Genomic DNA, 25,784 nt, shown 5'->3' with positions numbered 1-25,784 from the left:
AAATATCACAATAAAATGGTTTGTTTGCTTATACTTTGTTCATATTGACGTTTTATAGAGAGGTTATATTGAGTAAATAATTAAAGTATTTACTCTAAAATGGGCAGGATAATGCGTTACTTTTTGCTGATTAGACGGAGTTCGCGCTATTTCGGCTGAGATTGATGTTTTTAGTGACCAAAAAAAAGGCCCTGAAAAGGACCTTTATAATCAATAATCAGTGTGATTATTTTGCAAGTACGGTTTGTAGCCAAGGCCAGCCTTGCTTTTTACGGCTTAGGGTATTTTCCATCATCAGCATACCGTCTTTTGCATGCTCATCTAAGATGTGGTTCCAATCACCAGTGTAAAGTAGGCGCGTTGTGCTAGTAGTAATATCTGTTAGCATCAGTGCAGCCATACCTAGGCCATCTTCGTCACAACGACGTTGAAGATCAGCTTGAAGCTCTTCAATCATGCTATCAACTTGCTCAAGAGTCGCAAGTTCGATTTGACCAACAACAACGTCACGGTTATTGAAAGGGTAACCTTTAAGGTCTTTTTCAACAAGTTGTGCTGCTGTTAGACCTTTGATATCAGTCTTAGCAATTAATAGTGCTTTGATGAATGTTTCTAGATCTTGTACGTCAGCAATTTGAGCAAGCTCATGTACTGCATCTTTATCTTTTTGAGTACACGTTGGAGAGGCAAAGCCTACAGTATCAGATAGGATAGCTGACATCATAAGAACCGCTAGTTCACGCGTAATTGTGTGACCTTCGATCTTAAATAAGTTGAATAGCACTGTACAAGTACAACCTACAGGCCAGATCCAAGCTTCCATTGGGTTAATTGTCATTACATCACCTAGACGGTGGTGGTCAACAATACCTACAACTTCAGCTTCAGCTAAATCATCAGGAGCTTGAGCAAGATCTGAATAGTCAACTAACCATACTTTCTCGCCAGCAACGCTTGTACGTAGCTCTGGAGCTGTAACACCAGCTAATTCAAGGATATGTAGTGTTTCGCGGTTCATTTCGCCTTGACGAATTGCTGTCGCTTCAAGACCACGAGCCTTAAGGAATGCTGTACAAACTAGTGCAGAACAAATGCTGTCACTATCTGGGTTTTTGTGACCTACAACTTGGATCATGATATTTCCTTTACTTTATCTGTAACAGCATGGTGCTGTGTAACATATATAAGATTAACTCGATTCTTTGTTGATTATACCCCGAAGACGGAATGTTTTATAGGGATAAGCATGATCAAGAACTTACGATGAGTGAGGATTTTAGAGTATTTTGCAGAAATAACAATTATGACAAACAAATAAAGGCGCGAGTGTCTAATCTCGCGCCTTTTTCGTTATTTGAAGATAAAATCTTGTTTAACTATAGCTTATGCTTTTTGAGCTTGCTCAATAGCAACGGCAACAGCAACAGTTGCGCCAACCATTGGGTTATTACCCATACCGATTAAGCCCATCATTTCAACGTGAGCGGGTACAGATGAAGAACCTGCAAACTGAGCATCAGAGTGCATACGACCCATAGTATCAGTAAGACCGTAAGAAGCTGGACCTGCAGCAACGTTATCAGGGTGAAGAGTACGACCAGTACCGCCACCTGATGCTACTGAGAAGAATGCTTTGCCTGCTTCTAGACGTTCTTTCTTGTACGTACCAGCAACAGGGTGTTGGAAACGTGTTGGGTTAGTTGAGTTACCAGTGATTGAGATATCAACGTTTTCGCGGTGCATAATTGCAACACCTTCACGTACATCATCAGAACCGTAACAGTTAATGTCACCACGTTGTGTTTTAGAGAAACGACGCTCAGAAACAACGTTTAGTTCACCAGTAATGTAATCGTATTTAGTTTCAACGTAGTTAAAGCCGTTGATACGAGCGATTAGGTATGCAGCATCTTTACCAAGACCGTTAAGAATAACGCGTAGTGGGTTAGTACGTACTTTGTTAGCGTTTAGGGCAATTTTGATTGCGCCTTCAGCCGCTGCAAATGATTCGTGACCAGCAAGGAATGCGAAACATTGGGTATCGTTGTTTAGTAGACGAGCGCCTAGACGACCGTGACCAAGACCTACTTCACGTTGGTCAGCAACAGAACCAGGAATACAGAAAGCTTGTAGGCCTTGACCTAGGTATTCTGCAGCGTCAGCAGCTGTTTTTGCGCCTTCTTTAAGTGCAATAGCTGTACCTAAAACGTAAGCCCAAGATGCGTTTTCAAACGCGATAGGTTGTGTTTCTTTAACGATGTTGTATGCATCAACACCATTTTCGTTACAGAAATCACGTGCTTCTTCTAATGAAGCGAAACCGTACTGCTCTAGTACTGGAGTGATTTTTGCAATACGACGATCAAAACTTTCAAATAATGCAGCCATGATGGAGTTTCCTCTAATTCGGTAAAAACAATTTCAGTGACGCTATAACTCTTTAAAAAGTTAAAAATAAACGCGTCATTTACTTGTGTGATATAGGTCTATGATTACTCGTGACGAGGATCGATAGTACGAGCTGCTTCATCAAAGCGACCGTATTGACCCGTAGCTTGTTCCATAGCTTCAGCAGCAGGAACGCCTTTACCGATAGATTCCATCATCTTGCCTACGTTTACAAAACGGTAGCCAATGATTTCTTCGTTGTCATCTAGTGCAATTTTAGTTACGTAACCTTCAGCCATCTCCATGTAACGAGGGCCTTTTTCACGTGTACCGTAGTGTGTACCTACTTGGCTACGTAAACCTTTACCTAGATCTTCAAGACCAGCACCGATTGGTAAGCCGTCTAAAGAGAATGCAGTTTGAGTACGGCCGTAAACGTACTGAAGGAAGATTTCACGCATTGCAACGTTGATAGCATCACACACAAGGTCAGTGTTTAGTGCTTCAAGGATTGTCTTACCAGTAATGATTTCTGAAGCCATTGCTGCAGAGTGAGTCATACCAGAACAACCGATAGTCTCGATCAGTGCTTCTTCGATGATACCGTTTTTAACGTTAAGTGTTAGTTTTGCTGCGCCTTGTTGAGGAGCACAAGCACCAACACCGTGGCTTACACCAGAAATAGCAATAACATCTTTAGGGCTAACCCAGCGACCTTCTACTGGAATTGGCGCTGACTCGTGTTGTGGACCACGAGAGATAGGACACATGTTTTGAACTTCACTTGAGTATTGCATTGCTCTGCCTCATAGACACCGCAGTATAGGCAATAAGGTAATACAAAATGTATGTATTAGCGTATTGCTGCTAGCAGTGTAGAATTGATAATTCGTTATCGTGCAGATAATAAGAAGAGGACGCTATACGTTAACAACGCGACGTGTTTGAAAATGAACATCTATCGTTAGATATTCAACAGAAAATAACACGGACCTCAACTATTAAAAGCCGAATGTTGTCAGACGTCATTATCCTTAAAGAAATTCAATAAGGCGGTTAAAGGAGGAACATCATCTCCCGCTATAAGGCTTATTATAAAAGCAATTATTTATAGCAACTATTTATAGCAACAAAACTGATTTTATTATCTATTTTGTTAATGGCATAAATATACGCCTTTTTTTTTATCTACGGATAATTAAATATTGGAAAAAAGATTTCAAATATGAAATCATTAACTGATAATTATTCTTATTAATGTTTGCGTATTTTGAATTTTAAGCGGAGGCTTTATCTTGTTGATAATAAATACTTTATTTTTAATGGGAAATATTCATAAAATATATATAAGGATATTTAGTTTGAATGTATTATTATTTAATCAATATTAAATGATAATTGTTTTTATTATGCCGTCGGAGAATACCATTGCAAGACTTTATTTATAGTGATGAACTTTGTTTTAGGAATATAAAGATTAACGTTCCGGTTAATTATGAACAAATAAACGACGGTTCATTAATGATTTATGCTCGAGAAGTTGTACATAAATCAAACATTGATAAAAACTTACCGTGGTTAGTCTATTTACAAGGTGGGCCAGGTTTTGCTGCACCACGACCAGAAACAAATAGTGGCTGGTTAAAAACAGCATTAAAATATTATCGGGTGTTATTACTTGACCAACGTGGCACTGGTGCAAGTAGTGCTATTTCTTCTCAAACATTAGCCGCTAAATCTCCCCAACTTCAGGCAGAGTACTTAACCCATTTTCGAGCTGATAATATTGTTCGCGATGCTGAGCAATTGCGTCAACATTTAGGTATTGATCAATGGGCGTTACTCGGACAAAGTTTTGGTGGTTTCTGCGCATTACATTACTTGTCTTTTTATCCTCAAAGTTTGTCTCGTGTTTTCATGACGGGTGGTATTCCATCAATCACGGCAACGGCTGATGAGGTGTATCAAGCAACGTATAAAAGAGTTGCTGATAAAAATAAGGCTTTCTTTAAGCGTTTTGCTGGAGCGCAACAACAATGTAATGCCATTGCTGATCATTTGTTAAATAACGCGGTTTATTTACCTAATGGACAATTATTCACCGTTGAACAATTTCAGACGTGGGGCATTACATTAGGTGGTGAGGGCGGTGATTTAGCGATGTATTATGCGTTAGAAGATGCATTTGTGACGGTCGAAGGACAACAGCAACTTAGTTATACATTTCTTAATGCTATGCTAAATCAGCAGAGTTATCAGACCAATCCTATTTATGCCATTTTGCATGAAGCTATTTATTGTCAACAGCAAGCTTCTGAGTGGGCGGCTGAACGGGTACGTCATCAATACCCACAGTACCAATATCAAACAGGCAGTGATTTGCTTTTTACCGGTGAAATGGTTTACCCGTGGATGTTTGATCAAATGACATGCCTGCAACCATTACGTGAAGCGGCACATTTATTGGCTCATAAAAAAGATTGGCCGCTATTATATTGTGCGCAGCAATTAGCCAATAATACCGTTCCTGTTGCAGCGGCGGTGTATGTTGAGGATATGTATGTCGAATATCGTTATAGCTGTGAAACGTTGGCATTGTTAGGCAATGCTAAATCATGGCAAACTAATCAATATGAACACAATGGCTTACGTGTCGATGGTGAGCATATTCTAGAACAACTGATTGTGTTAGCGGATTCACTTTAAGCGGTGACTTAACGTAAAATAGTACTGTGATTAAATGAAGGTGTATTTATTTTATCACTTATAATCAATAAGACTGCTTATCGTTACGTAATGTTATAATATAACATTTATATTTGTAGCACTAAGTGGTAATGTAATGCATTCAAAAAAGATGATGATTAATGATCTTGATTGATTTTTGATATAGTTGTTGTTAGTACCCTAATATCGGTATTATTTAGTCATAATCAAATGCCCCTCTACGGCAGGGACATGAAGAAACGCTTAGGAAGAATATGGTAAATGTTAGGGCAAGAGTGCCTTTTAAAGTAGGTCTTAACAGCAACATTCCCGCTGAATTGCTTTCATTCAATGGATTAGAGTCAGGCAAAGAGCACGTTGCTATTATTTTTGACGGTGCAGATAAAACCTTAGCACCTTTGGTCCGTATGCATTCCGAGTGTTTAACGGGCGATGTGTTTCATTCTTCACGTTGCGACTGCGGTGAGCAACTTGATGAAACCATCGAAAAAATGGGTAAAGTCGGCGGTATTATTCTTTATTTACGTCAAGAAGGACGTGGCATTGGTTTATATAATAAAATCGATGCTTATGAATTACAGAGCCAAGGTATGAATACCTATGAGGCTAATAATCATCTTGGCTTTGGTGATGACTTACGTGAATTTTCTGAAGCAGCTCAAATGTTGAGAGCGTTAGGCATTAATGAAGTACGCTTAGTGACTAACAATCCGAAAAAGATTTGTGACTTAGAAGAACATGGTATCAACATCGTTGAAGTGGTTGGTACAAAAGCACACGTCAAAGATGGCAATGAAAATTATTTAAAAGTGAAAGCTTCACACGGTAAGCATCGTTTAAAATTTGACTAACATTTATAAAATAAAATAGCCTCATGATATTTTCTCTGTTATTGAAAGTATTATGAGGCTTTTTTAACTAAAAATTGCCATTAAAGACCAATATTTACTATGGATTAGTTTTTCTAATGTACCCCATAATAAACTATCGTGCGTTATCAACAAGATTCACTTGTTAGTTATTGAGCAGAAGATTACTATTTGCGCTGATTTTACAGGCATAGATACTATTTAAACGAACACACTTCGTCTTTGATAGCAGAGATTCTTTCATTCTATATTTTTCTTATTATTTAATATGTTGATTATTAATAATTAACTTACAATATTAATCTTTTTTGAGGGTGATGGTTGTGATTAAGCAATCTTCGGCTAGTAACATGAGTAAGTTATTATTATTACTCATTATTTTGGTTGCTGTAGGGCAGATGACACAAACAATGTATGTGCCAGCAATTCCTGACATGGCGACATTTTTCTCTGTTAAATCCGCATATTTACAAGCAGTAATGGCTGTATACCTTATTCCTTATGGGTTATCACAGTTTATTTATGGTCCATTATCTGATCGAATTGGACGTCGTCCGGTTATTATTTCGGGCATGGTAATCTTTCTTATTGGTACTGTTGGCACATTGCTGTCATCGAATTTCCATTGGTTTTTGGTTGCTACGTTTATTCAAGGCTGTGGTACGGGTTGTAGTGGCGCAATGTGCCGTACTGTACCGCGTGATAGCTATGATGGTGATGATTTACACCAAGCTAATAGTTTAATTAGTATGGGGGTTATTTTATCTCCACTAATTGCCCCTGTTTTAGGTGGATACCTTTCTAAACATTTAGGTTGGGAGTCAGTTTATGGATTCCTATTAGTGTTTGGTGCTGTTGTCACTATTGCAATGATGAAGTATTTTAGCGAAACATTACCACCAGAAAAGCGTCATGCTGAGCGTGTGTTTGTGAGTTACCGTTATGTATTAAGTAATCGTCGTTTTCAAGGCTATGTTATTTGTCTTATTGCAACGTTTGCTGGTATTGCCGTATTTGAAGCATCAGCAGGGGTACTTTTAGGCAGCGTACTTAAATTAGATCCGATTACGGTAAGTTGGTTGTTTATTTTACCATTACCGGGTTATTTAGGTGGCGCATGGTTATCAGGACGCTTAGTACGTCGTGTAGGTATTGATCGCGTATTGATTATTGGCATGATTGCACTTGTGTTGGGTGCTGTGACAATCATCATTCCTGGTTTTGCTGGCTTAGTAACCATTAAAAGTTTAATTGGTGGTGCGTTTTTGTATTTCATTGGTACAGGTATGTTATGCCCAGTTGCAACAACGGCTGCGGTACAACCTTTTCCTAATCATGCGGGAACAGCAGGCGCAGTACTGGGTGGTTTGCAAAATGTTGGTGCAGGAGCTGCAACATTAGCAGCATCATTTATGAGCGCACAAAGCCAATTTAGCTTAGGTGCTGTTATGACAGTAATGGCAATTATCGTGGTAATGAGCTTGTGGTGGATCCGTTACAGTAAACAAGATACGACGATTCTTGCTCGTTAATAACATTTGGTTGTAATCAAATTGATTAGCTAGCAGTAACGGTTAGACAAATAAAAGGCGCGGGATACAACTTTCTTACTAGTTAATTGCTAGTTGAAAGTGTATTCCGCGCCTTTTTATATGGAGTAACGTAGGAACTTAATCACGCTTCCATAAGATATGACAGCCTTTGTTCTCAGGATCACGGCTGATCAGTAAACGAGCGAAAATATCATCAAGTTCGTCATTTTCTTCATTTACAAGACCAACACATACTTCCGCGTAAAGATCTTTATCAATCGCACAAGCAAGATGTTCTTCCCAATCATCACGGGTTTCAACAACTTCAGCTGCGCCACGATCGTCAAATTGCAGGGTAAAAAGCAATACGTCAGCAGGCTCTAAGTTATCAGCAGCCATCTCTAGAAAAATATCGTATGCAACGTCAATAACATCATCGTATGAAATAAGGTTTTCTGTTTCCATGATACTGATTGATCTCTATCTGTGTTTAGTAGTGTTATTATACCGAAACCCTCAAAATATGCGATATCTAGCGATAATCGTTAACTTTGATGACGATAGTTACGCTTGAGTCGATATAGTTTGGGGAATAGTGGTATTTATTCAGTAAGTTAATGGTCATGATTGATAATAAAGTGTCATTAATATGTGTTGGTTGATGTAATGAGTATGTTTTGTGGCTAAGTTTTTACCTTGTTTGGATAATCAAACTGTTTTCCAATTAGATTTCATGCCATTGCTTATGGCGGCTGTTACGGATTTACAATCCCAAGTGATGGCGTTACACAGTATTTATCTTAATGGCAGTATTGCCTATCGGCAGGCAACGAATGGTATTTCAGATCTGAACCTTACAGTGGTGATAACAGTACCATTAACGGTTGAAGAACAGCATCGTATTACCATTGTGTGTCAGGATTTAAAGCATCATTATTCAGTGATTTCAAATGTTGATATTACATGGTTATTGCTTGATGACGTACTTTCCATTACCGCTATCTTTAAGTGGGGTTTTTGGCTAAAACATTGCAGTGTATGTTTATACGGCACTAACCTAGGTGAGCAATTTGGTTATTTTGAGCCGTGCTGGGAAATAGCGAAAGTCTTCAATGATGATATTGCTGCTTTTTTAGTGTGTACGCAGCAACAAATTAAACGCACAAAAAGTGCTATTGAATATCAAGATTATTGCCGTCGAGCCGGTAAGAAAATGCTCAGAAGTTGTTTTATGTTAGTGGCATATCGTAGTGATGATTGGGCATATACTGATCAACAGTGCGCAGATTTTTTTCTTGCATTCTATCCAGATAAAGCCATTGATATTGAACGACTATTTTTATTAATTAATGGTCCACAAGTCCCCAAGAAAGCGTCCTTGTTTATGGTGTCGCAATTTGGTGGTTGGATTGTTAATGAGTTTAATCACATTGAACGAAAAATTGGTTAATACCGTTATTATCGTATCAAGATCAGATTGAGGTTTCTTTGCAGTCAAATTCAACAGGGTTTGTATTAACTCGTCAAAGTCGAGATATTAAAGGACAAACGGAAATTGTTCTGTGGGTAAAAACTGCCACGGGTCCTTGTCGATTATCGATTGTTGGCGATAACCCTGTGCTCTTTATCTGTGCTAGCCAGCAACAGCAAGCCACGGAAATTATTCGGGCTGCGAATATTGCGGTGCAATGGAAACCATTGACGCTGAAAACATTTCAGCATCAGAATGTTGTTGGGTGCTATAGCAGCACTATTCGTGACAATCTCACCATCAGTAAATGTTTACAGGTTGAGGATATTAAGCCTTTTGAAGCCGATGTGCGACTTGCCGACCGTTTTTTGATGGAACGTTTTATTCGTGGTGGGTTAGCGTTTACAGGGGATATAAAACCGCGTAATGGGTACCGTGATGTACTCTTTGCAAAAGCTAAAGCTGCTGATTATATTCCCGATTTAACCTTAGTCTCGTTAGATATTGAGTGTTCAGAAAAAGGGGTTTTATATTCAATTGGCTTTCACAGCCAGATGGACAGCCGCGTTATTATGGTGGGAGAACAGCCTGCTGATTATCAAGCGAGTGATGAACTACATATTGAATGGGTCACGGATGAAAAAGCGTTATTACTCGCCTTAGAATCATGGTTTATTCAATATGATCCCGACATCATTATTGGCTGGAACGTGATTGATTTTGATTTTCGGTTACTGTTGCATCGTGCTGAATGGAATAAAATTAATCTTCGTATCGGTCGTGGTAAACAAACACCGCATTATCGACGTTCTACCCAAAATGCCAATCAAGGTTTTATCAGTATTCCTGGTCGCGTGGTGATGGACGGTATTGATACGCTAAAAACGGCCACTTATAATTTTCGCTCATGGTCATTAGAAGCCGTGGCTCAAGAGCTATTAGGTGAAGGTAAAGCGATTCATAATGTGCATGATCGTATGGCTGAAATTAACCACATGTTTAAGCACGATAAGCGCTCATTGGCTAAATATAACCTTCAGGATTGCAAGTTAGTAACGCGAATCTTTAAACAGACCCATTTATTAGAATTTGCTATAGAACGTAGCCGTCTTACGGGGGTTGAACTTGATCGTATTGGCGGTTCGGTAGCGGCATTTACCAATCTTTACATGCCACAATTACACCGAGCAGGGTATATTGCGCCTAATCTTGAAAGCGAAAATTGGATAGCCAGTCCTGGCGGTTATGTTATGGACTCTAAGCCTGGGCTATATGATTCCGTATTGGTGTTGGATTTTAAATCGCTGTATCCCTCAATTATTCGCTCATTTAGAATCGATCCGATGGGGTTAGTGGAAGGCTTATTATTAGAAGAGGGTAAAGCTGAACATCAAGCTATTGCTGGCTTTCGTGGTGGTCAGTTCCATCGAACACGCCACTTCTTACCTGAAATGATTGAATCGTTATGGGCTGCGCGTGATCGTGCGAAACGTGATGGTGATAAAGCCTTTTCACAAGCGATTAAGATTATCATGAATTCGTTCTATGGTGTTTTAGGTTCATCAGGTTGTCGTTTTTTTGATCATCGTTTAGCGTCATCGATTACCATGCGTGGCCATGAAATTATGAAGTTAACCCGTGAGTTGATTGAAGAAAAAGGCTATGAGGTGATCTATGGTGATACTGATTCGACTTTTGTATCACTCAAAAAAGCGCATTCGCAACAAGATGCAAATGCCATTGGCAATATATTGGTTGAACATATCAATCAATGGTGGACGCAACATTTACAGCAGCAATATGGCTTAGTGTCAGCACTTGAAATTGAATACGAAATCCATTATCACAAATTTTTAATGCCAACTATTCGCGGACAAGAAACAGGCAGTAAAAAACGGTATGCGGGATTAGTTTGGCGTGGCGATACGGAACAAATGGTATTTAAAGGTTTAGAAACAGTGCGTACAGACTGGACACCATTAGCTCAGAATTTTCAGCAAACATTATATTCGATGGTATTTCATGATCAAGCCGTTGATGATTACGTCCGCGATTATACTAACCGTACTTTGGCAGGGGAGTTTGATGAACAATTAATTTACCGTAAGCGTTTACGGCGTAATTTAGATGAGTATCAGAAAAACATTCCACCTCAAGTACGAGCAGCCCGATTGGCTGATGAAATGAATGCTAAGTTGGGTCGCCCATTACAATATCAACAAAAGGGGGCGATAGAATATATATTTACCACATCAGGTGCTGAACCTGTGGAATATCGTCAAAGCGCTATTGATTATAATCATTACTTAGAAAAGCAATTAAAACCAGTGGCTGATGGTATTTTGGTTTTTATTGGGAAATCATTTGATAATATAACGGCATCACAGTTAGGTTTATTTTAATATTATAATGAAAACGCGCTCATATTGAGCGCGCTTCTATTTTTAACTAAAGATATAAAGATATAAAGATATAAAGATATAAAGATATTAGTCAAAGTAAGTGATGTGTTTTACGGTATCAGTGCTTGCTAAAATAGGATCAAAATTAATGACACCGCGATTTTGAGTACAAATTTTATAGACATTATCACACTCAAAAATAGCTAAAATTTCATCGTCAGCTCGAAAAATTTCAGGGGGTAATTTCCCGACTTCCCCTATGCAGTCAATACCTTCATGGATCCAAACTAACTTTTGAATACGTTTGTCATTTGTTGGTGTTGGCGCTGAAACATGCTCTGCAATTGATGAATAAACAGATTGTGCTTGATCAACATCTTTAGCCAATGGTACAAAAAAATCCATGGTTCCCTCCAGTGAATGTATTAATTATGTTTATGGACAATTAATATATTTAATCAATAAATCGTTATCTACCGTGACAATGCTAATAACCTTAGCAGAACTAGTGGCTAAAAATCAATACAGTAAAATAACAAATCAGATTTGTAATAGGTACATTTGTTTTATTGATGTAACAATTAGGGCTAATTTGTACAATTTAAATACAGTTAAGTTGGAATGGTTTATGCTGAATAAAGGCAAATAGGCTAGCTAAAGAGTAGGGCAATATGGAGCAACTTGATTTTTTCGATGTGCCAAGCCCTTGTGTTGGCTGTTGTCAGGTAAATAATCGAGGTTATTGCAAGGGATGTTATCGAAATCGAGATGAGCGGTTTTATTGGCAACAAATGACAGCAGATCAAAAAATAAAAATAATAAAATTATGTCGGCAGCGTTATTTACGGATCATGCGTCGTCAACGGCAGAATAAGGAACAAGAGAGTGTAGCTTTGTCACCACAGCAGCAATTTCTATTTGATGATGTTAATAAATCAGAGACATAAAAAAGCACTCCGAAGAGTGCTTTTTTGAAGAGTTTTATGAACACGCAATTAGATGCGTTTAAAGTCCATGTGCTCAACCTTTGGCTTGTACACGTGACGTTGGATGTCTTGAGGCTTAACCTTAACTTCCTGGCCATCGATTACAAGAACAAAACCTTCGTAGAACTCAGGCTTATCCATTTGGTTGATGATATCACTGTGCTTAAGAGTGATAGCTACTGGTGCAGCTTCGCCACCGTAAACGATTGCTGGGAAGTGCTCAGTAAGACGTAGGCGGCGGCTCGCACCTTTACCAAGGTCTGTACGTACAATTGCATTAAATTTCATAATCAATACTCTTTGATTTAATTAATTCACTAAGTAATGCGACCTTACTTAGCGTCGTAAAACGAGCGCGCATACTAACAATCAAAACAACCACATGCAAGCACATTAAACGTAATGTGTTTTTTTTTATTGGTGCAGGGAATTATTGCTTAATATAGCAGCGTATAAGATGTTTTTTAGTTGTCTAAACAGCGTCTTACTTTATAAAAATGAGAGCCTGATAAAAATCAATCAACACGAATGATAATGATAGTAATTATCATTTCTATATGTATAATCGTCATCGAACCGTATTGTTGGATTTTTGTTAAAGCAGGGAATTATGAATAAGCAACTGACACTTATCGCCAGCTCACTCGTTATGGCATTTTCTTCACCATCACTTTTTGCGCAAGATAGCGTTTCTCAATTTGATGAAATTGTTGTTTCAGGAACTCGAACAGAGGAGTCGATAAAAAACATACCGGCTTCAGTCGCTAAAGTGACATCTGAACAAATGAATAAAAATTTAGCAACAGATGTAAAGCAAGCGCTGAAATATGTACCAGGGGTCTCGGTTAATGGTCAGGGTCGATTTGGTATGGAAGATATCACTATTCGCGGCATGAAAGGCAGTCGAGTTAAAGTGTTGGTTGATGGTGTTGAGCAGCCCGCATCTTATAATCCAGGTGCTGATGCGATGCGTAAAAATAGTAATAATTATGAAATTGATACGTTAAAAGCCATTGAAGTTAATAAAGGACCGACATCAACACTTTATGGTAGCGATGCTTTGGGTGGTACTGTGATAATGCAGACCAAGAATCCAGAAGATTTATTAAAAGGCGAATCATCACACGTAGGTTTAAAAAGTGGTTATGCGAGTGCTGATGATCAATACAAACTTGGTGTTGAAGCTGCAAAACGTATTGGTGATCTCGAAACGATGATCATTTATACCTACCGTAATGGCCATGAAACTAACGCTTACGATACGCATGATAATAGTAAGGGGGTAACACGTAAATCGGCTGATCCATTGAATATGGAATCGCATAACGTGTTAGCAAAAGCCTTCTATCAGATTAATAATGCTAACCGTATTGGATTTACTGGTGAGTATTATACTCGGAATGCTAACGGCGATATTTTATCTCGTGATGGTTATAGCGTGATGCCTGGTTTTACTTATACCAAAACTCGCGGTGATGATACGAGTAGTCGAAAACGATTTGGCTTTGAGCATGAGTGGTTAGCTGAGAATGTGGTGTTTGATTCATTGAAATGGCAAGTGAATTGGCAGCAACAACGTAGTCAGCATGATAACTATGATCATACTGATATGTTTGGTGATCGTAACCGTTATCGCGAAGGTAACGATACCAGTACTCAATTTGATATTCAGTTCGCTAAAGCGATTGAGTTTGCGCAATCACGTCATCAACTGACTTATGGTGCGACGGTAGTTAATGATAAGTTTGATTTAAATTATGTCGATTATAATTTGAATAAAGGCACATCAAAGCCGGGTCCAACGGAAGTACCAACAGCAAAATCTGAAAAGCGCGGTGTGTTTATTCAAGACCAAGTTTTCTTGTTGAATGATAAAGCAGTCGTTACTGCTGGTGCACGTTATGATGAGTTTGAAGCTAAACCTGATGCAGCTTCCGGTTTAAAAGATCATAAGAGTGATGCCTTCACTGCACGTTTAGGTGCGGTATATCATTGGACAGATAATTTCAGTACCTATGGTCAATACAGTCAGGGATTTAGAGCGCCAACATTGCATGAAATGTATTACGATAAAAGTAATATCCCTCATGGTTATATTATTAAATCAAATCCAAATCTTAAACCTGAGGAAAGTAATTCTTATGAGTTAGGTTTACGTGCGGAAAATCATGTTGGTAATGTAACGGCTTCTGTGTTCTATAATGATTATTCTAATTTTATTCAGAAAGTCACAACGAATGCGAATAACCTTGATATTACAACGAATGAAAATATTGAAAAAGCCCGTATCTATGGTGCTGAGTTATCCGCTAATATTTGGTTAGATGAAGTCATTAATACGCCATTAGGGACTTATGCAAAAGTGTCGGTTGCATACTTAGATGGTGAAGATAAACAAACAGGTAAAACACTGGATACGATTGCACCATTAACATCTGTAGTTGGTGTTGGTTATGATGCACCGAATGAAGTATGGGGTACGGCATTAGATGTCAAGATGGTGGCAGCGAAAGATAATTGGCAAGATAAAGGTAACCTTAATGTAGCAGGGTATACCACTGTTGATTTGACCACTTATTACCATCCAGTAAAAGACATGACAGTACGTGCCGGACTCTTTAATGCGTTAGATAAAGAGTATTGGCAGTATCAAGATATGGCAGGTGTGAACAAAACGACGGATGGTATTGATCGTCGTAGTCAACCTGGACGTAATTTTGGTATTAACGTTAACTACGATTTTTAATAAATTAATATAGCAAAACGTAGTTAAAACAAAGCCGTGTCATGATCTTTTATGATAAAGATCATTAACACGGCTTTTTTAATTGTGGGTATATCTAAGTGTAGTTATACAAATGTGGTTATAAAAGCACTATAGATTTTTTAGAAACGCATTATCTTCCAGTACAATCAATGGTTCTATATCACTGTCTTTTTTAATCACCAGTGAGTCATCAGAACGCAGACAAACACCACCGTAATTACCATCAACAGTAAACGTACAAACCTGAATATATTTATTAGCAACGTTAGGTAAGCACCATAATTGCTGATAAATATTTTTCTGATCGTTAAATTTACCATCAGTTTTATCTAATACTGATTCATTGTGGCTAACGAGATCAATATTACTGCCACATCGACCAGCAATAGGTTTGATCGCATAGCCAGTACGTTTTAATTCATCGGTGACGGTAAAATCGGTATCCAATAAATAATGATGATTAGGGAACAAAGACCACAGTACGGGTAATATTGCTTTATTGCTTGGGATCACTGTCCATAGCGGCTCAAACACTTTGATTTCAGGGCGTAATAACACATCAACCAAGCGTACTTTGGTATCAGGATAACCAGTATGAATAGGCACTGCCGCATATTCAGTACAACTGACTTCACGCACTTGGTCTATTGCGGTTTCCCATGCCCATGTTTTCCACACGCATTCAATTAGACGTTCATTATCATCAATTAATTGACCCGCAGGGTTCCAGTGAATGCAGTCTAAACCTTTAAGGATTTTGCTTTCAATCCCCGCTAAAGACAGTACTTTTTGCATGAATAGCGCATGATAGTCTTCTTCTGCATCATCATCTTGCATAATGTGAACAAATGAATATTCTTGGCTATATTTCCATACACTAGCCAGTTCATTGAGTAAGTCTTCTGCTGGGCTATTTTCAGCAATATCGCCACCTTGTTCAGCCCATTTTTGAATGATTAAACATGCTTCGGTATGGCAAGATGCGGAGTCTGCATTATATTCGTAAACTTTTAATCCCTTGTCACTCATACAGAAATCAAGACGACCCGTTAACATACTGTGACGGTGTTTTTGCCATGATAGACGTAGGCGAGGCCAAAGAATTTTAGGAATATCAAACAGCGCTAATAAATTATCATCTTGGAGTACTTTATCAGTGGCATGTAAGTACATTAAGTGCAATTCATTGGTGGCTTTAGCGAGTTCATGCTCAGCACTTTCTGAAATAGTAAAATAACGATAAATATCATCATTCAGCAGTTTATTCGCATTAGTTTGTAAATAAGTTTGCTCAAGTTGATCGGTGCTATCTAACCAGCTAGTTTCAAATTGACCACTATTTAAACGTTGGGCGCATTGAATGTTTAGTAATTCAGGTGAGGGAGAGGGTTGCGGTAGGCTATACGTTGTATCGGCATTATAAGCCATCCAACCTAGAATCTCAGAATCATCAAACGTATCTTCAATGGTGTAATAGCCATCTTCAACATGTAATGTTAGCTCTCGTGTCCATTGCTGACCTAATGGTAGTGGAGCAAAAGTAACATTTTGTTCGGCAATCATTACTTTATCATTTTCAATATGCGTAATAATGGCAACGTGGCCGGTGTCTTGGAATTCACCACCTTTTTGCCAAATTAATAATGATCCGACAATAGGTTTTTGGCGTGAACCATTTTCAAAGGCATAGAGAGGTAAAATTTTATCGTTAACTACTTGGCGTAAAAAACGTAACGAGAAAATTTCATATGCCATTCCAACATCGGTAAATACCAGCCCATAGTTGATATATAAAAAACGACGTGCAAACTCAACACACTGCCATTTATAGCCCATATATTCACCATGAACATAACTGCGCATCGCACAGGCATCGGCATATTTATCCTCATCAATAGTGCTGTAATCTGAAGAGTAGATAGCGATGCCACCAGGGGCATAGCCGAGTAAAGCACCAAAAGGAGCATTATTTGAGGTAGTGTCTGTATTCATGATCTTGGCCTAGTTGATGGTTTAACCTTTTTACGACCGATGATGTGGCTCAGAGAATTGAGCGTTATTGAAATGCATACGCATCAGGGGAATGTTGAAAATAAAGGCTTTGTCATAACCTAAAACTTTAACTATGACGTTTCAATGATAATTGTTAATTAGAGCTTATATTTCAATTAATTGGGCTGTTTTATGAAATGTTTTATATCAGTTGAAGTTTACGTTTTATTTTTTATTCTGATTAATTCAGAAGGCTTATTCATTACCATTGATGAATTCCAAACAGACATAAAACATAAACATAAGCGTCTACACTGTAATTATTCAGATTAATGCTAGAGGTTTATATGTTTAGAATTTCACTTATCTTTGTACTGATCTTGAGTTCTTTGCTAAAAAACAAAGGACAGCCATATCCTTGCACATCAACCATGAGCTACTACACTTAAGCTTCAAGTTGCTTATGGTAAAGTAAATGACAATCTCAAGACGAAAATTGATAGAGCCTCAAATAACCCCTTTTTATCATGTAATTAATCGCTGTGTACGTCGGGCCTATTTGTGTGGGGACGACCCGTATAACGGTAAAAACTATCAACACCGTCGTGGTTGGATAGTAAATAAAATCAAACAATTAGCAGCTGTGTTTTGTATTGATGTTTGTGCTTATGCTGTGATGAGTAACCATTATCATTTGGTGCTTAAAATAGATACTGAGCAGCAAAAGAAGCTAACCCCTGAAGCGGTGATATCACGCTGGCTACAGTTATTTAATGGTCATCCTATCGCGGTCGATTTTTTAAAAGAGGGGCAAATAGACGCAGATAAACAACAAGCATTATCAAATTTAGTGGCTGAATGGCAGCAACGATTAGGCAGTATTAGCTGGTTTATGCGTTGTCTCAATGAAGAAATAGCACGAAAAGCCAATAAAGAAGACCAATGTAAAGGGGCTTTTTGGGAAGGGCGGTTTAAATCTCAAGCTTTGCTGGATGAACAAGCGTTATTATCATGCATGATGTACGTTGATTTAAATCCGATCAGGGCGGGAGTTACACCATCACTAGATCAATCAGATTTTACCTCAATTCAGCAGCGTATTCGTGAATATAATCAAACGAAAACTCCCTTTAAACCATCCTCATCAAACAAAAGTCATTTCCAATTATTACCCTTTGTTGGCGCAGAACATCAAGCTAAAACCGCAGGGATAAACTTTGCTTTTGCCGATTACCTTGAACTGATTGACTGGACAGGTCGCTGTATTCGTAATGATAAAAAAGGGTTTATTGCATCCAATCAGCCTAAAATTTTGCAACAATTGGGAATAACTCCTGACGCTTGGCTTGAACATAGTGAACAATTTATGGAACATTACGCCAATGTAAGCGGTAAATGGTCCCGAATGTGTGCTTTCAAACAACATGCAGGTGGGCATTGGTGCAAAGGGAAATCTGCGAGTCACCAGTTACATCCTAATTAAATACGCTTCTTATAATCAGATAAAAATACTGCAATAACCGTCAGGATTGTAGGTGTTGTGGATCCTGAGATATGGAAATAGAGCAGATTTAACGAAGGATTTAAATAATCAGCTGTAAATTTTATAGCAAAAGAGTTTGTTGCTGGTGGAATGGTTTGTTTTTGGGGACTCTAGTTAAGAATCAAAAGATTTGGCTGTCCAAATTATTAAAATTATTAGGCTGTCCAAATTGTTAACAAAGTGAGATCATAGTTTACGGAATCTAGCCGTTTTATTTAGTACATTAATCATGTTTAATAAGGCGTATTATTATTCATAGATTATTCTATTTACACAGTTTTCGGGATTGAACATGCTTTCAATATTCAACGCAGCAGAATTGTTCTCACTTATTCTTACTACCGCGACCTTAATAACAGGTATTGTTTTCGCGTTAGATAAGTTCATATGGCAACCTAAACGAGAAGGGCTGACAAAGGAGAGTACATCTGGTTGGGTTGCTCAAGCTCGCTCATTGTTTCCTGTGTTGTTTGCTATTTTGATTATTCGGTCATTTATTATCGAACCTTTTCAAATTCCAAGTGGTTCAATGCAGCCAACTTTGTTACCTGGTGATTTTATTGGTGTAGAGAAGTTTGCTTACGGACTACGCGATCCTATTTTCCACAAAACATTAATTCCAACGGGTAAGCCACAACGTGGTGACATCACAGTATTTATTGATCCATCAAACCCGAAGATCGATTTAATCAAACGTGTAGTTGGTTTACCAGGTGACACCATTATTTACCAAAACAAAACCCTTTATATTAAACCGGCTTGTAATGGTCAGAAAGTATGTCCTGTCGCGCAAGAAGTACCAAAACAATATGTTGGCTTAACTAACTTTACTGAGCTAGGCACACAGTTAAACGAATATAAAGAGCAACTAGGTAAAGTTAATCACCACATTTTGCGTGATCCTGCATTACCAGAACAAATTTATCGTTATTACCAACAGCCTGGTTCACCAATGGGCGAGTGGGTTGTACCAAAAGGTCATTACTTTGCGATGGGTGATAACCGAGATAACAGTTTAGACAGCCGTTACTGGGGCTTTATGCCAGAGCAGAACTTAGTTGGTAAAGCGACCTTTATTTGGATCAGTTTTACCTTTAATCATAATGCAGATTCAATGTGGCCGCATTGGTTACCTAATGGGGTTCGTTTTAACCGTATTGGTAGCATTCACTAGAACGATTACAAACAATAAGATGAAACGAGAAAAACCGACATGCTAATAACATGTCGGTTTTTTTTGACTCTATTCTATTTAATAAAAATATATGGCTGTCCCAAATGATTGTTCCTGTACAGCAAGCCGCTATTGCTTTAGCCTTTCTGATACTGATCCAAATCAAACAACTTATCGCGTATCGCCCAGAAGCGGCCATTTTTACGGGCAATGACGATCTCTGGTGGTCTTAACCGATGTTCGTTATTCGCCACTTTTGTCGGGGCGGTATCGGTAAAAGGACGGTGCCTATCGACTAAGTGCGGATTAATAAATTTGGTGAGAAAGTCACTCTTTTGGGTCTTGGTTGATAGCTGCCAAACTTCGTTAATTTCATTATCTTCTTCGCCAATATAAATCACTTTAAGCTGTGGCTTGCCAAATTTATTCTTACCCGGTTCTAAGCGCATATCATGGCATTTCATGATCATCGCATCTTTAAGTTTTAATGCTTCACGCAGCTTTTTATCGGGATCAACCATTACCGCATCACATTGATGACAGCGACGGGCTGCAATGTCGTTATCTGCACCGCATTCTTCGCAATATTTAGCGCGGAAACGATAACCACATTCTTCACGTTCACCTGTGTCATCATCTTCAAAATAACCTTGGCAACGGCGACCATAATGTTCAATTAAAAAACCCGCAGGATCTAGCTTGCCCCAAAAGCTGTTATTGAAACCACATGCAGGGCAGGGAACCATTATTACTTCACTGTCGCTATTGGGTTTAGGATCACCCACTTCTGGTTGGTATAGGTCGTAACAGTTACCCGCATATTCAAGAATAAGGCAGTCTTTTTTGCCTTCAAATAAACGTAAACCTCGCCCGACAATTTGTTGATAAAGGCTAATTGATTCTGTGGGGCGTAATATTGCAATCAGATCAACATGAGGCGCATCAAACCCCGTGGTTAATACTGATACGTTAACCAGATATTTGATTTTTTGTGCTTTAAAATCATTAATGATCCGATCACGTTCATCAAGAGGCGTATCGCCAATGACAAGCGCAGCATTTTCATGAGCAAGATAGCCCATGATTTCTTGTGCATGGTTCACGGTTGAAGCAAAAATCATGATGCCACGGCGATCTTTGGCATAGTCGATCACTTGTTCGATGATCATCGGAGTGGCACGGCCTGATTGTTCGATTACATTATCAAGATCAGCTTCTTTATAATGACCCGTATTTGATGGTGTTAGTGATGAAAAGTCATAACCTAACACTGCCATATCCATGACTTTTGGTTCAGTTAAAAAGCCTTCATCAAGTAAATAGCGGATCGGTAATTCAAAAATACAATCACGAAAGAAACGCTCGGTCTCGGTTTTGACTTGACCGCGAGTGTGATATTTGTAAATCCACCCCATGCCTAATCGATAAGGAGTTGCGGTTAGTCCAAGCACTTTGATATTGGGGTTTATCGTTTGTACGTGTTTGATGACTTTACGGTAGGCACTGTTTTCATCATCAGGCACACGGTGGCATTCATCGATAACTAATAAAGAAAATTGTTCTTTAAATTTATCGAGGCTATTTGCCATTGATTGTACAGAGGCAAATACTACTTGTTGATCCGTTTCTTTACGGCCTAAACCTGCGGAAAAAATAGCCGCTTTAAGGCCATAGCTTTCGTATTTAGCATGGTTTTGTTCTACGAGTTCTTTTACGTGAGTGAGCACCAGAACACGGCCTCGAGCAATACGGGCTAGTTCAGCCACAACAAGGCTTTTACCTGCGCCTGTTGGTAGAGCAAGGACTGCGGGAGAGTTGTGCTTACGAAAGTAATGAAGAGTGGCGTTAACACTGTCTTGTTGGTAAGGGCGTAAAGTATACATACCGTAAATCTGCTACAAATAAACTATGACTAGTGTACATTTAACCAGTGGTTTAGCAAGTCACTCGCTTAATTTTATGGGGGGAATTATGATTGAACATTGAGACGCAATAGTGCTCTTTATGGATCACTATTGCGTAGGCTAAATGCTATTCGCTTTTTAGTTGGCTGTGTGACCATGAACCATAACTGCTATTAGGCATGATAATCCATTGAGTACCAAATTTTTGTCGTTGTTGTTCGACAAGCTTACGTTGTTCAGACGTTGGCTTTTTAGTTTTAAATTCCGCAGCAAAGTCAGCCAAACTATCGCCTAATAACATGATGACTTGAAATTGGTGGCTAATATCTTCTCGGCGCAGTTGTTTTGATTTGTTAGCAAGTAAGACATGATCACTGTTAACTTGTGGTAGGCCTAAGCGATTAAGGGTGTTGATAGTTGCTTGTTTGTTTTCTTGGCTACGATCAGAGACATAAAAAATCGTAATATGCTGGTTATTGACAAAATTAAGGAAATCTTTAGCACCAGGAATTAAACTGGGTTCGCCATTTTTTTCCCAATCCCCCCATGTATCCCATTCTGTATAGTCGTGGCATTTCTTGAGATCTTTTACCAATAGTGGCGTGTTATCTAATACTGTTTCGTCTAGATCTATAATAATGGCACTTTTTCTATTTGTTTCTCTTTGGGTTAAGTTCTCATTAAGCTGTTGTTGAGCAAACTTATAGGTCTGTAATTGCAGTGCCATAATCTCAGCTGATTGTTGTTGGTAACGTAACCCCATTTCGTATTGCTTTACATTACAATGGGTATCTGCGGCAAGCGTTGAGAAACTAGATAGTGCAAGCACAAGAGAAACGATAGGAAACGATTTATTCATTATAGTTAAGCCTTATCCTTTATGGGAATGTTTGATTAAGGGTAGGCTAGTAGATTAATGTGTCATTTATATTATGGACGATAAAAAATATCACAATGTGAACTATTAAAAAACATTGTGTTATTTAGTGTGAAGTAATGTGTTGTTATTGAATTTATATATTGCAGAAATAGAGTAATATACTCATTAATAATAATGTTACATTGTAACTTAGCTATGATTTTTACTTATAATTAAAAAACTACGACTAATGCTTTATATTTTTAGAATTATTATTATTTTATCGGCATTTTTATCATGGTATGCCGCAGCTTCGACAACAAAAACGACCGCTCATACGATAGTGCATCATTCTCGTATTCATCGTCATTATTCACACAGAGATAAGCACCAAGGACATTTAATACATCATACACTGCATGTGTATAAGAAGCGTCATCACTTAACAAAATTGCAAGAGCGACGCCATGTACGATTGGTGAGACATAAAATTTTCCATGCATATTATGGATGGAAAGGTACGCCTTATCACTTCGGTGGGTCAAGCCATCGAGGAATTGATTGCTCTGCATTTGTAATGAAAATGTATCGACAAGTATTTCATCGAGACTTGCCTCGAACAACGTTAGGGCAAGTAAAGTTAGGACGACGGATTCGTAAGGATCAAGCTAAGTTAGGGGATTTAGTCTTCTTTAAGACGGGTCGTAATGAACGTCATGTAGGGATCTATCTTTCTAATGGAGACTTTATGAACTCGGCCAGTTCGCGAGGGGTGTCTATTTCAAATTTAAAGCATATTTTTTGGAAGCGGCATTTTTGGCAAATTAGGCGCTTAGTTACGATATAAGATGCAATAAAACGGGAGCTCTTGAGCTTCCGTTTTTTTATGGCTGCGATTTATCACTAGCCTTATGGCTTGGTCCATATGCGAGTATTGAGATCTAACTCATCAACGATATTAATCACAAATTGAAGATCATAATAAATAGAGGCAATAAAGGTTAAAGAATCAGCTTGTTGGAACAGTTTAGGTTCAAAATAATTCTTTGAGCTTGAAATAGCAATATAGAGATGATCATTAACGAATGAGAAAGCGATGGTATGTTCAGAGCGATTACTGAAATTAATTAGGCGCTGTATCATTGCCGGTGAAAGTAGATAACGTGCTTCTACTTGATCGTTACTATAAACATTAAATAGCTGTGAAAACTCAGGGTCCTCAAGGATCACTTGCTGTTGATTATTACTGAATATGTCGGAGAGTTTCTGACCCATCGCTGAAAAAATACTATGATTATTCGGCATGATGGTTGTTTGACCTGAAAAATGCTTATTCGCATCGGCTATGAAAAAAAGCCCTTTAAAAATAGTATGCCATTGATCTTGGTTTTTACCGCTGTTATCACGGCTTTGCGTTTTATATTCAGTATGTAGCTCAGAAAAACGTAAATGGGTTTTATCTATCTGACCTTCAATCAAATCCTCACCACGATAACGATCATAGTGGCGACCAAAGAGGGCACTATTTTTATAGTCTTGTTTATCGATACATTGGGTTGGTTTATAACAAAAACTGTGATCAATTGAGTTAATAAGCTTGGTGACTATTTTGTGTTTATAATCTTTTTTATATTGATCCCAACGTTTACTGTATAAGCGATGCATGACAATCGCAATAATAATGGCAAAGATAATACCAAAGGCTTGTAACTCATACATAAAACTTAGAGGGATAATAATAACCGCAAACCCGACACCTACCAGTAATGATAGCCAGTATTGTTTGATGACTTTTTTACGATCATGATCAAGCGCTTCAAGTTGAGGTTTAAGGTGCATTTCGTAAAGTACAGTCAGCTTACTGTCCATAGATGTATCCTATTGCTTAAATAAACGAGCAGCATCGATATTGATGCGTTCGGTGTTAGCAATTTCAAATAAAGGTAAAGTGGTTAACATCATTTGGTGAGCAATAAGGCTTGATGGAAACATTTCAATAGCGTTGTTATAACGTGTTACTGCTGCATTAAAACTGCGTCGAGAGGCTGATAGCTGTTCTTCTGTTTCATTAATTGAGCGTATTAACAGTGTGGTATTTTCGTTAGCTTTGAGTTCAGGATAAGCTTCTACGGCGACCCTAAAATGAGACACTGCGGCTGATAATTGTTTATCTTGTTGTGGCTTATCTACAGTATCGAGAGAGTGTGATTGTGCTCGTAATGCCGTGAGCTCAGTTAGTACAGAATGTTCATGCTTCATATAAGATTTAGTGGTTTCAATTAAATTAGGTAATAAATCAAACCGTTTTTTTAGCATGACATCGATACTTGCTTCAGCATTCGCAACTTGATTCTTTTTACCAATGAGGCTGTTACGCATTGCCATATATAACAATGCAACCAGTACCACAAAGGTAATTATACTTATTAGCATTTACATCTTCCTTTATATGAACCGACAGGCAAGACCCTGTGTGTTCACGGCCTGTATTCAGGGTACTCTCTAGTTATAACGAAAAAAGCCTTGTCAAAACAAGGCTTAAATGCAGATTTATTGTTATTACTCGATTTTATCTATGAAGCGACAGTAGCGGGTATGTGGGATTCCGTTAGATTCTTAGTCATCATGCAAAACTGACGGCGCGGGCTAAAACCATGCTTTTCATAGAAATTACGTGCTCCAGCATTACCAATATTCACTTCAAGCGATAATGCTTTAACACCATCTTGGCTTACTAATGCCTCAAGTTGGGGGAGTAATTCAGTGCCAATGCCATGTTGTCGCCAATCTGATTTTAAATAGAATTGATCAATTAAACCAATTTTACCACCGTGTTCTAGGCTAAAACTGTAACTGACGATAATGTGTCCAGCGATATGCTTAACACCATGCTGTTCAACCTCAATAAACCATGCCTGTCCTAATTTTGGATTACTTAACAATTGTTTAACTGCAAGTGTGGTCTGTTCTGCTTTTTGAGGCAAAGCTTCATAATCAAATAATTCATCTATTAATTGAAGAAATTTATCTAGCGAAGAAAGTGTTGGTGTGCTGAGAGAAATATTCATACTGAGTCCCTAAGTTAAACCCTATCTTTGAAGGCTTTATTGGTTACAACGTGTTGTAAAATTGTTGTATTTGCATAGAGTTAATGTTTTTTTAATTTGTAA

22 protein-coding genes and 1 riboswitch are annotated in these 25,784 nt (G+C 38.3%); of the genes, 10 read left to right on the top strand and 12 right to left on the bottom strand.

All coding sequences use genetic code 11. The features are described from left to right. Positions 1–226 precede the first annotated feature (226 nt). The 3 genes from BTO21_RS05970 to BTO21_RS05960 form a co-directional block, all read right to left on the bottom strand. Positions 227–1,135, bottom strand: coding sequence for a manganese-dependent inorganic pyrophosphatase (locus tag BTO21_RS05970; RefSeq protein WP_045031548.1), 909 nt, complete (start codon positions 1,133–1,135; stop codon positions 227–229). A gap of 248 nt (positions 1,136–1,383) precedes the next feature. Next, positions 1,384–2,388: a GGGtGRT protein gene (locus tag BTO21_RS05965; protein ID WP_045031550.1), complete on the bottom strand. Its 1,005-nt coding sequence runs from the start codon at positions 2,386–2,388 to the stop codon at positions 1,384–1,386. A gap of 104 nt (positions 2,389–2,492) precedes the next feature. Then, positions 2,493–3,185 (bottom strand): iron-sulfur cluster assembly scaffold protein, encoded by a 693-nt coding sequence (locus BTO21_RS05960; RefSeq protein WP_036794324.1) that lies wholly within the window; start codon positions 3,183–3,185, stop codon positions 2,493–2,495. Positions 3,186–3,400: 215 nt separating this feature from the next. Continuing rightward, positions 3,401–3,475: riboswitch (Fluoride riboswitch) on the bottom strand. Between the two features lie 341 nt (positions 3,476–3,816). Between BTO21_RS05960 and BTO21_RS05955 the strand changes: the two genes are divergently transcribed. The 3 genes from BTO21_RS05955 (at position 3,817) to emrD (ending at position 7,516) form a co-directional block, all read left to right on the top strand. Further along, positions 3,817–5,094 (top strand): alpha/beta fold hydrolase, encoded by a 1,278-nt coding sequence (locus tag BTO21_RS05955; protein WP_045031552.1) that lies wholly within the window; start codon positions 3,817–3,819, stop codon positions 5,092–5,094. Positions 5,095–5,369: 275 nt separating this feature from the next. Beyond that, positions 5,370–5,966 carry a GTP cyclohydrolase II gene (locus BTO21_RS05950; RefSeq protein WP_045031553.1) on the top strand — a complete coding sequence of 199 codons (597 nt, stop codon included), beginning with the start codon at positions 5,370–5,372 and terminating at the stop codon, positions 5,964–5,966. 368 nt (positions 5,967–6,334) lie between these two features. Continuing rightward, positions 6,335–7,516 carry a multidrug efflux MFS transporter EmrD gene (gene emrD, locus BTO21_RS05945; RefSeq protein ID WP_201798341.1) on the top strand — a complete coding sequence of 394 codons (1,182 nt, stop codon included), beginning with the start codon at positions 6,335–6,337 and terminating at the stop codon, positions 7,514–7,516. A 138-nt stretch (positions 7,517–7,654) separates the two neighbouring features. On the opposite strand, the gene BTO21_RS05940 is transcribed toward emrD, so the two are convergent. Next, positions 7,655–7,981, bottom strand: a complete 327-nt coding sequence (locus BTO21_RS05940) for an HI1450 family dsDNA-mimic protein (protein WP_045031558.1) — start codon at positions 7,979–7,981, stop codon at positions 7,655–7,657. A 214-nt stretch (positions 7,982–8,195) separates the two neighbouring features. Between BTO21_RS05940 and BTO21_RS05935 the strand changes: the two genes are divergently transcribed. Together BTO21_RS05935 and BTO21_RS05930 are read left to right on the top strand one after the other, a co-directional pair. Further along, a complete protein-coding gene (locus BTO21_RS05935) occupies positions 8,196–8,966 on the top strand; it encodes a nucleotidyltransferase domain-containing protein (RefSeq protein WP_239997994.1) in 771 nt (256 codons plus the stop codon). A gap of 38 nt (positions 8,967–9,004) precedes the next feature. Next, the gene (locus tag BTO21_RS05930; protein WP_105026727.1) at positions 9,005–11,389 is read left to right on the top strand and encodes a DNA polymerase II; all 2,385 of its coding nucleotides are present in this window, start codon (positions 9,005–9,007) and stop codon (positions 11,387–11,389) included. An 87-nt stretch (positions 11,390–11,476) separates the two neighbouring features. Here the strand turns inward: BTO21_RS05930 and BTO21_RS05925 are convergent, their stop codons facing one another. After that, positions 11,477–11,794 carry a hypothetical protein gene (locus BTO21_RS05925; protein ID WP_045031560.1) on the bottom strand — a complete coding sequence of 106 codons (318 nt, stop codon included), beginning with the start codon at positions 11,792–11,794 and terminating at the stop codon, positions 11,477–11,479. A 266-nt stretch (positions 11,795–12,060) separates the two neighbouring features. On the opposite strand from BTO21_RS05925, the gene BTO21_RS05915 reads away from it, so the two are divergent. Continuing rightward, on the top strand, positions 12,061–12,336 hold the full coding sequence (locus BTO21_RS05915; RefSeq protein ID WP_045031564.1) for a DUF1289 domain-containing protein: 276 nt from the start codon (positions 12,061–12,063) through the stop codon (positions 12,334–12,336). A 48-nt stretch (positions 12,337–12,384) separates the two neighbouring features. On the opposite strand, the gene rplY is transcribed toward BTO21_RS05915, so the two are convergent. Continuing rightward, positions 12,385–12,663 (bottom strand): 50S ribosomal protein L25, encoded by a 279-nt coding sequence (rplY, locus tag BTO21_RS05910; protein ID WP_036794333.1) that lies wholly within the window; start codon positions 12,661–12,663, stop codon positions 12,385–12,387. A gap of 322 nt (positions 12,664–12,985) precedes the next feature. Here rplY and BTO21_RS05905 point away from each other — a divergent pair, with 322 nt between their 5' ends. After that, positions 12,986–15,121, top strand: coding sequence for a TonB-dependent hemoglobin/transferrin/lactoferrin family receptor (locus BTO21_RS05905; RefSeq protein ID WP_045031566.1), 2,136 nt, complete (start codon positions 12,986–12,988; stop codon positions 15,119–15,121). 129 nt (positions 15,122–15,250) lie between these two features. Here the strand turns inward: BTO21_RS05905 and gss are convergent, their stop codons facing one another. Beyond that, positions 15,251–17,134: a bifunctional glutathionylspermidine amidase/synthase gene (gene gss, locus BTO21_RS05900; protein WP_105026726.1), complete on the bottom strand. Its 1,884-nt coding sequence runs from the start codon at positions 17,132–17,134 to the stop codon at positions 15,251–15,253. Between the two features lie 475 nt (positions 17,135–17,609). Here gss and BTO21_RS05895 point away from each other — a divergent pair, with 475 nt between their 5' ends. Both BTO21_RS05895 and lepB read left to right on the top strand, forming a co-directional pair. Beyond that, positions 17,610–18,617: a transposase gene (locus tag BTO21_RS05895; RefSeq protein WP_105026725.1), complete on the top strand. Its 1,008-nt coding sequence runs from the start codon at positions 17,610–17,612 to the stop codon at positions 18,615–18,617. Positions 18,618–18,969: 352 nt separating this feature from the next. Further along, entirely contained in the window at positions 18,970–19,851 is an 882-nt protein-coding gene (gene lepB / locus BTO21_RS05890) for a signal peptidase I (protein ID WP_045029141.1), read from the top strand. Positions 19,852–19,988: 137 nt separating this feature from the next. Here lepB and radD read toward each other — a convergent pair whose 3' ends face one another. Continuing rightward, positions 19,989–21,734, bottom strand: coding sequence for a DNA repair helicase RadD (gene radD / locus BTO21_RS05885; RefSeq protein WP_045029143.1), 1,746 nt, complete (start codon positions 21,732–21,734; stop codon positions 19,989–19,991). A 148-nt stretch (positions 21,735–21,882) separates the two neighbouring features. Beyond that, positions 21,883–22,614, bottom strand: a complete 732-nt coding sequence (locus BTO21_RS05880; protein WP_045029145.1) for a 5'-nucleotidase, lipoprotein e(P4) family — start codon at positions 22,612–22,614, stop codon at positions 21,883–21,885. Between the two features lie 250 nt (positions 22,615–22,864). On the opposite strand from BTO21_RS05880, the gene BTO21_RS20330 reads away from it, so the two are divergent. Then, entirely contained in the window at positions 22,865–23,461 is a 597-nt protein-coding gene (locus BTO21_RS20330; protein WP_082954286.1) for an NlpC/P60 family protein, read from the top strand. 62 nt (positions 23,462–23,523) lie between these two features. Here BTO21_RS20330 and BTO21_RS05870 read toward each other — a convergent pair whose 3' ends face one another. From BTO21_RS05870 to BTO21_RS05860, 3 genes are all read right to left on the bottom strand, one after another. Next, positions 23,524–24,483, bottom strand: coding sequence for a DUF3137 domain-containing protein (locus BTO21_RS05870; protein ID WP_045029148.1), 960 nt, complete (start codon positions 24,481–24,483; stop codon positions 23,524–23,526). A 9-nt stretch (positions 24,484–24,492) separates the two neighbouring features. Beyond that, on the bottom strand, positions 24,493–25,047 hold the full coding sequence (locus BTO21_RS05865) for a LemA family protein (protein ID WP_045029150.1): 555 nt from the start codon (positions 25,045–25,047) through the stop codon (positions 24,493–24,495). 140 nt (positions 25,048–25,187) lie between these two features. Continuing rightward, complete coding sequence (locus tag BTO21_RS05860; protein ID WP_045029151.1) at positions 25,188–25,682, bottom strand: GNAT family N-acetyltransferase; 495 nt, start codon at positions 25,680–25,682, stop codon at positions 25,188–25,190. Positions 25,683–25,784: the final 102 nt, after the last annotated feature.

It is taken from the genome of Photobacterium phosphoreum, from assembly GCF_002954725.1.
GTDB classification, from domain to species: Bacteria; Pseudomonadota; Gammaproteobacteria; order Enterobacterales; family Vibrionaceae; genus Photobacterium; species Photobacterium phosphoreum.
Note: the sequence above shows the minus strand (reverse complement) of the source record. Positions and strands in the feature narration are given on the sequence as shown.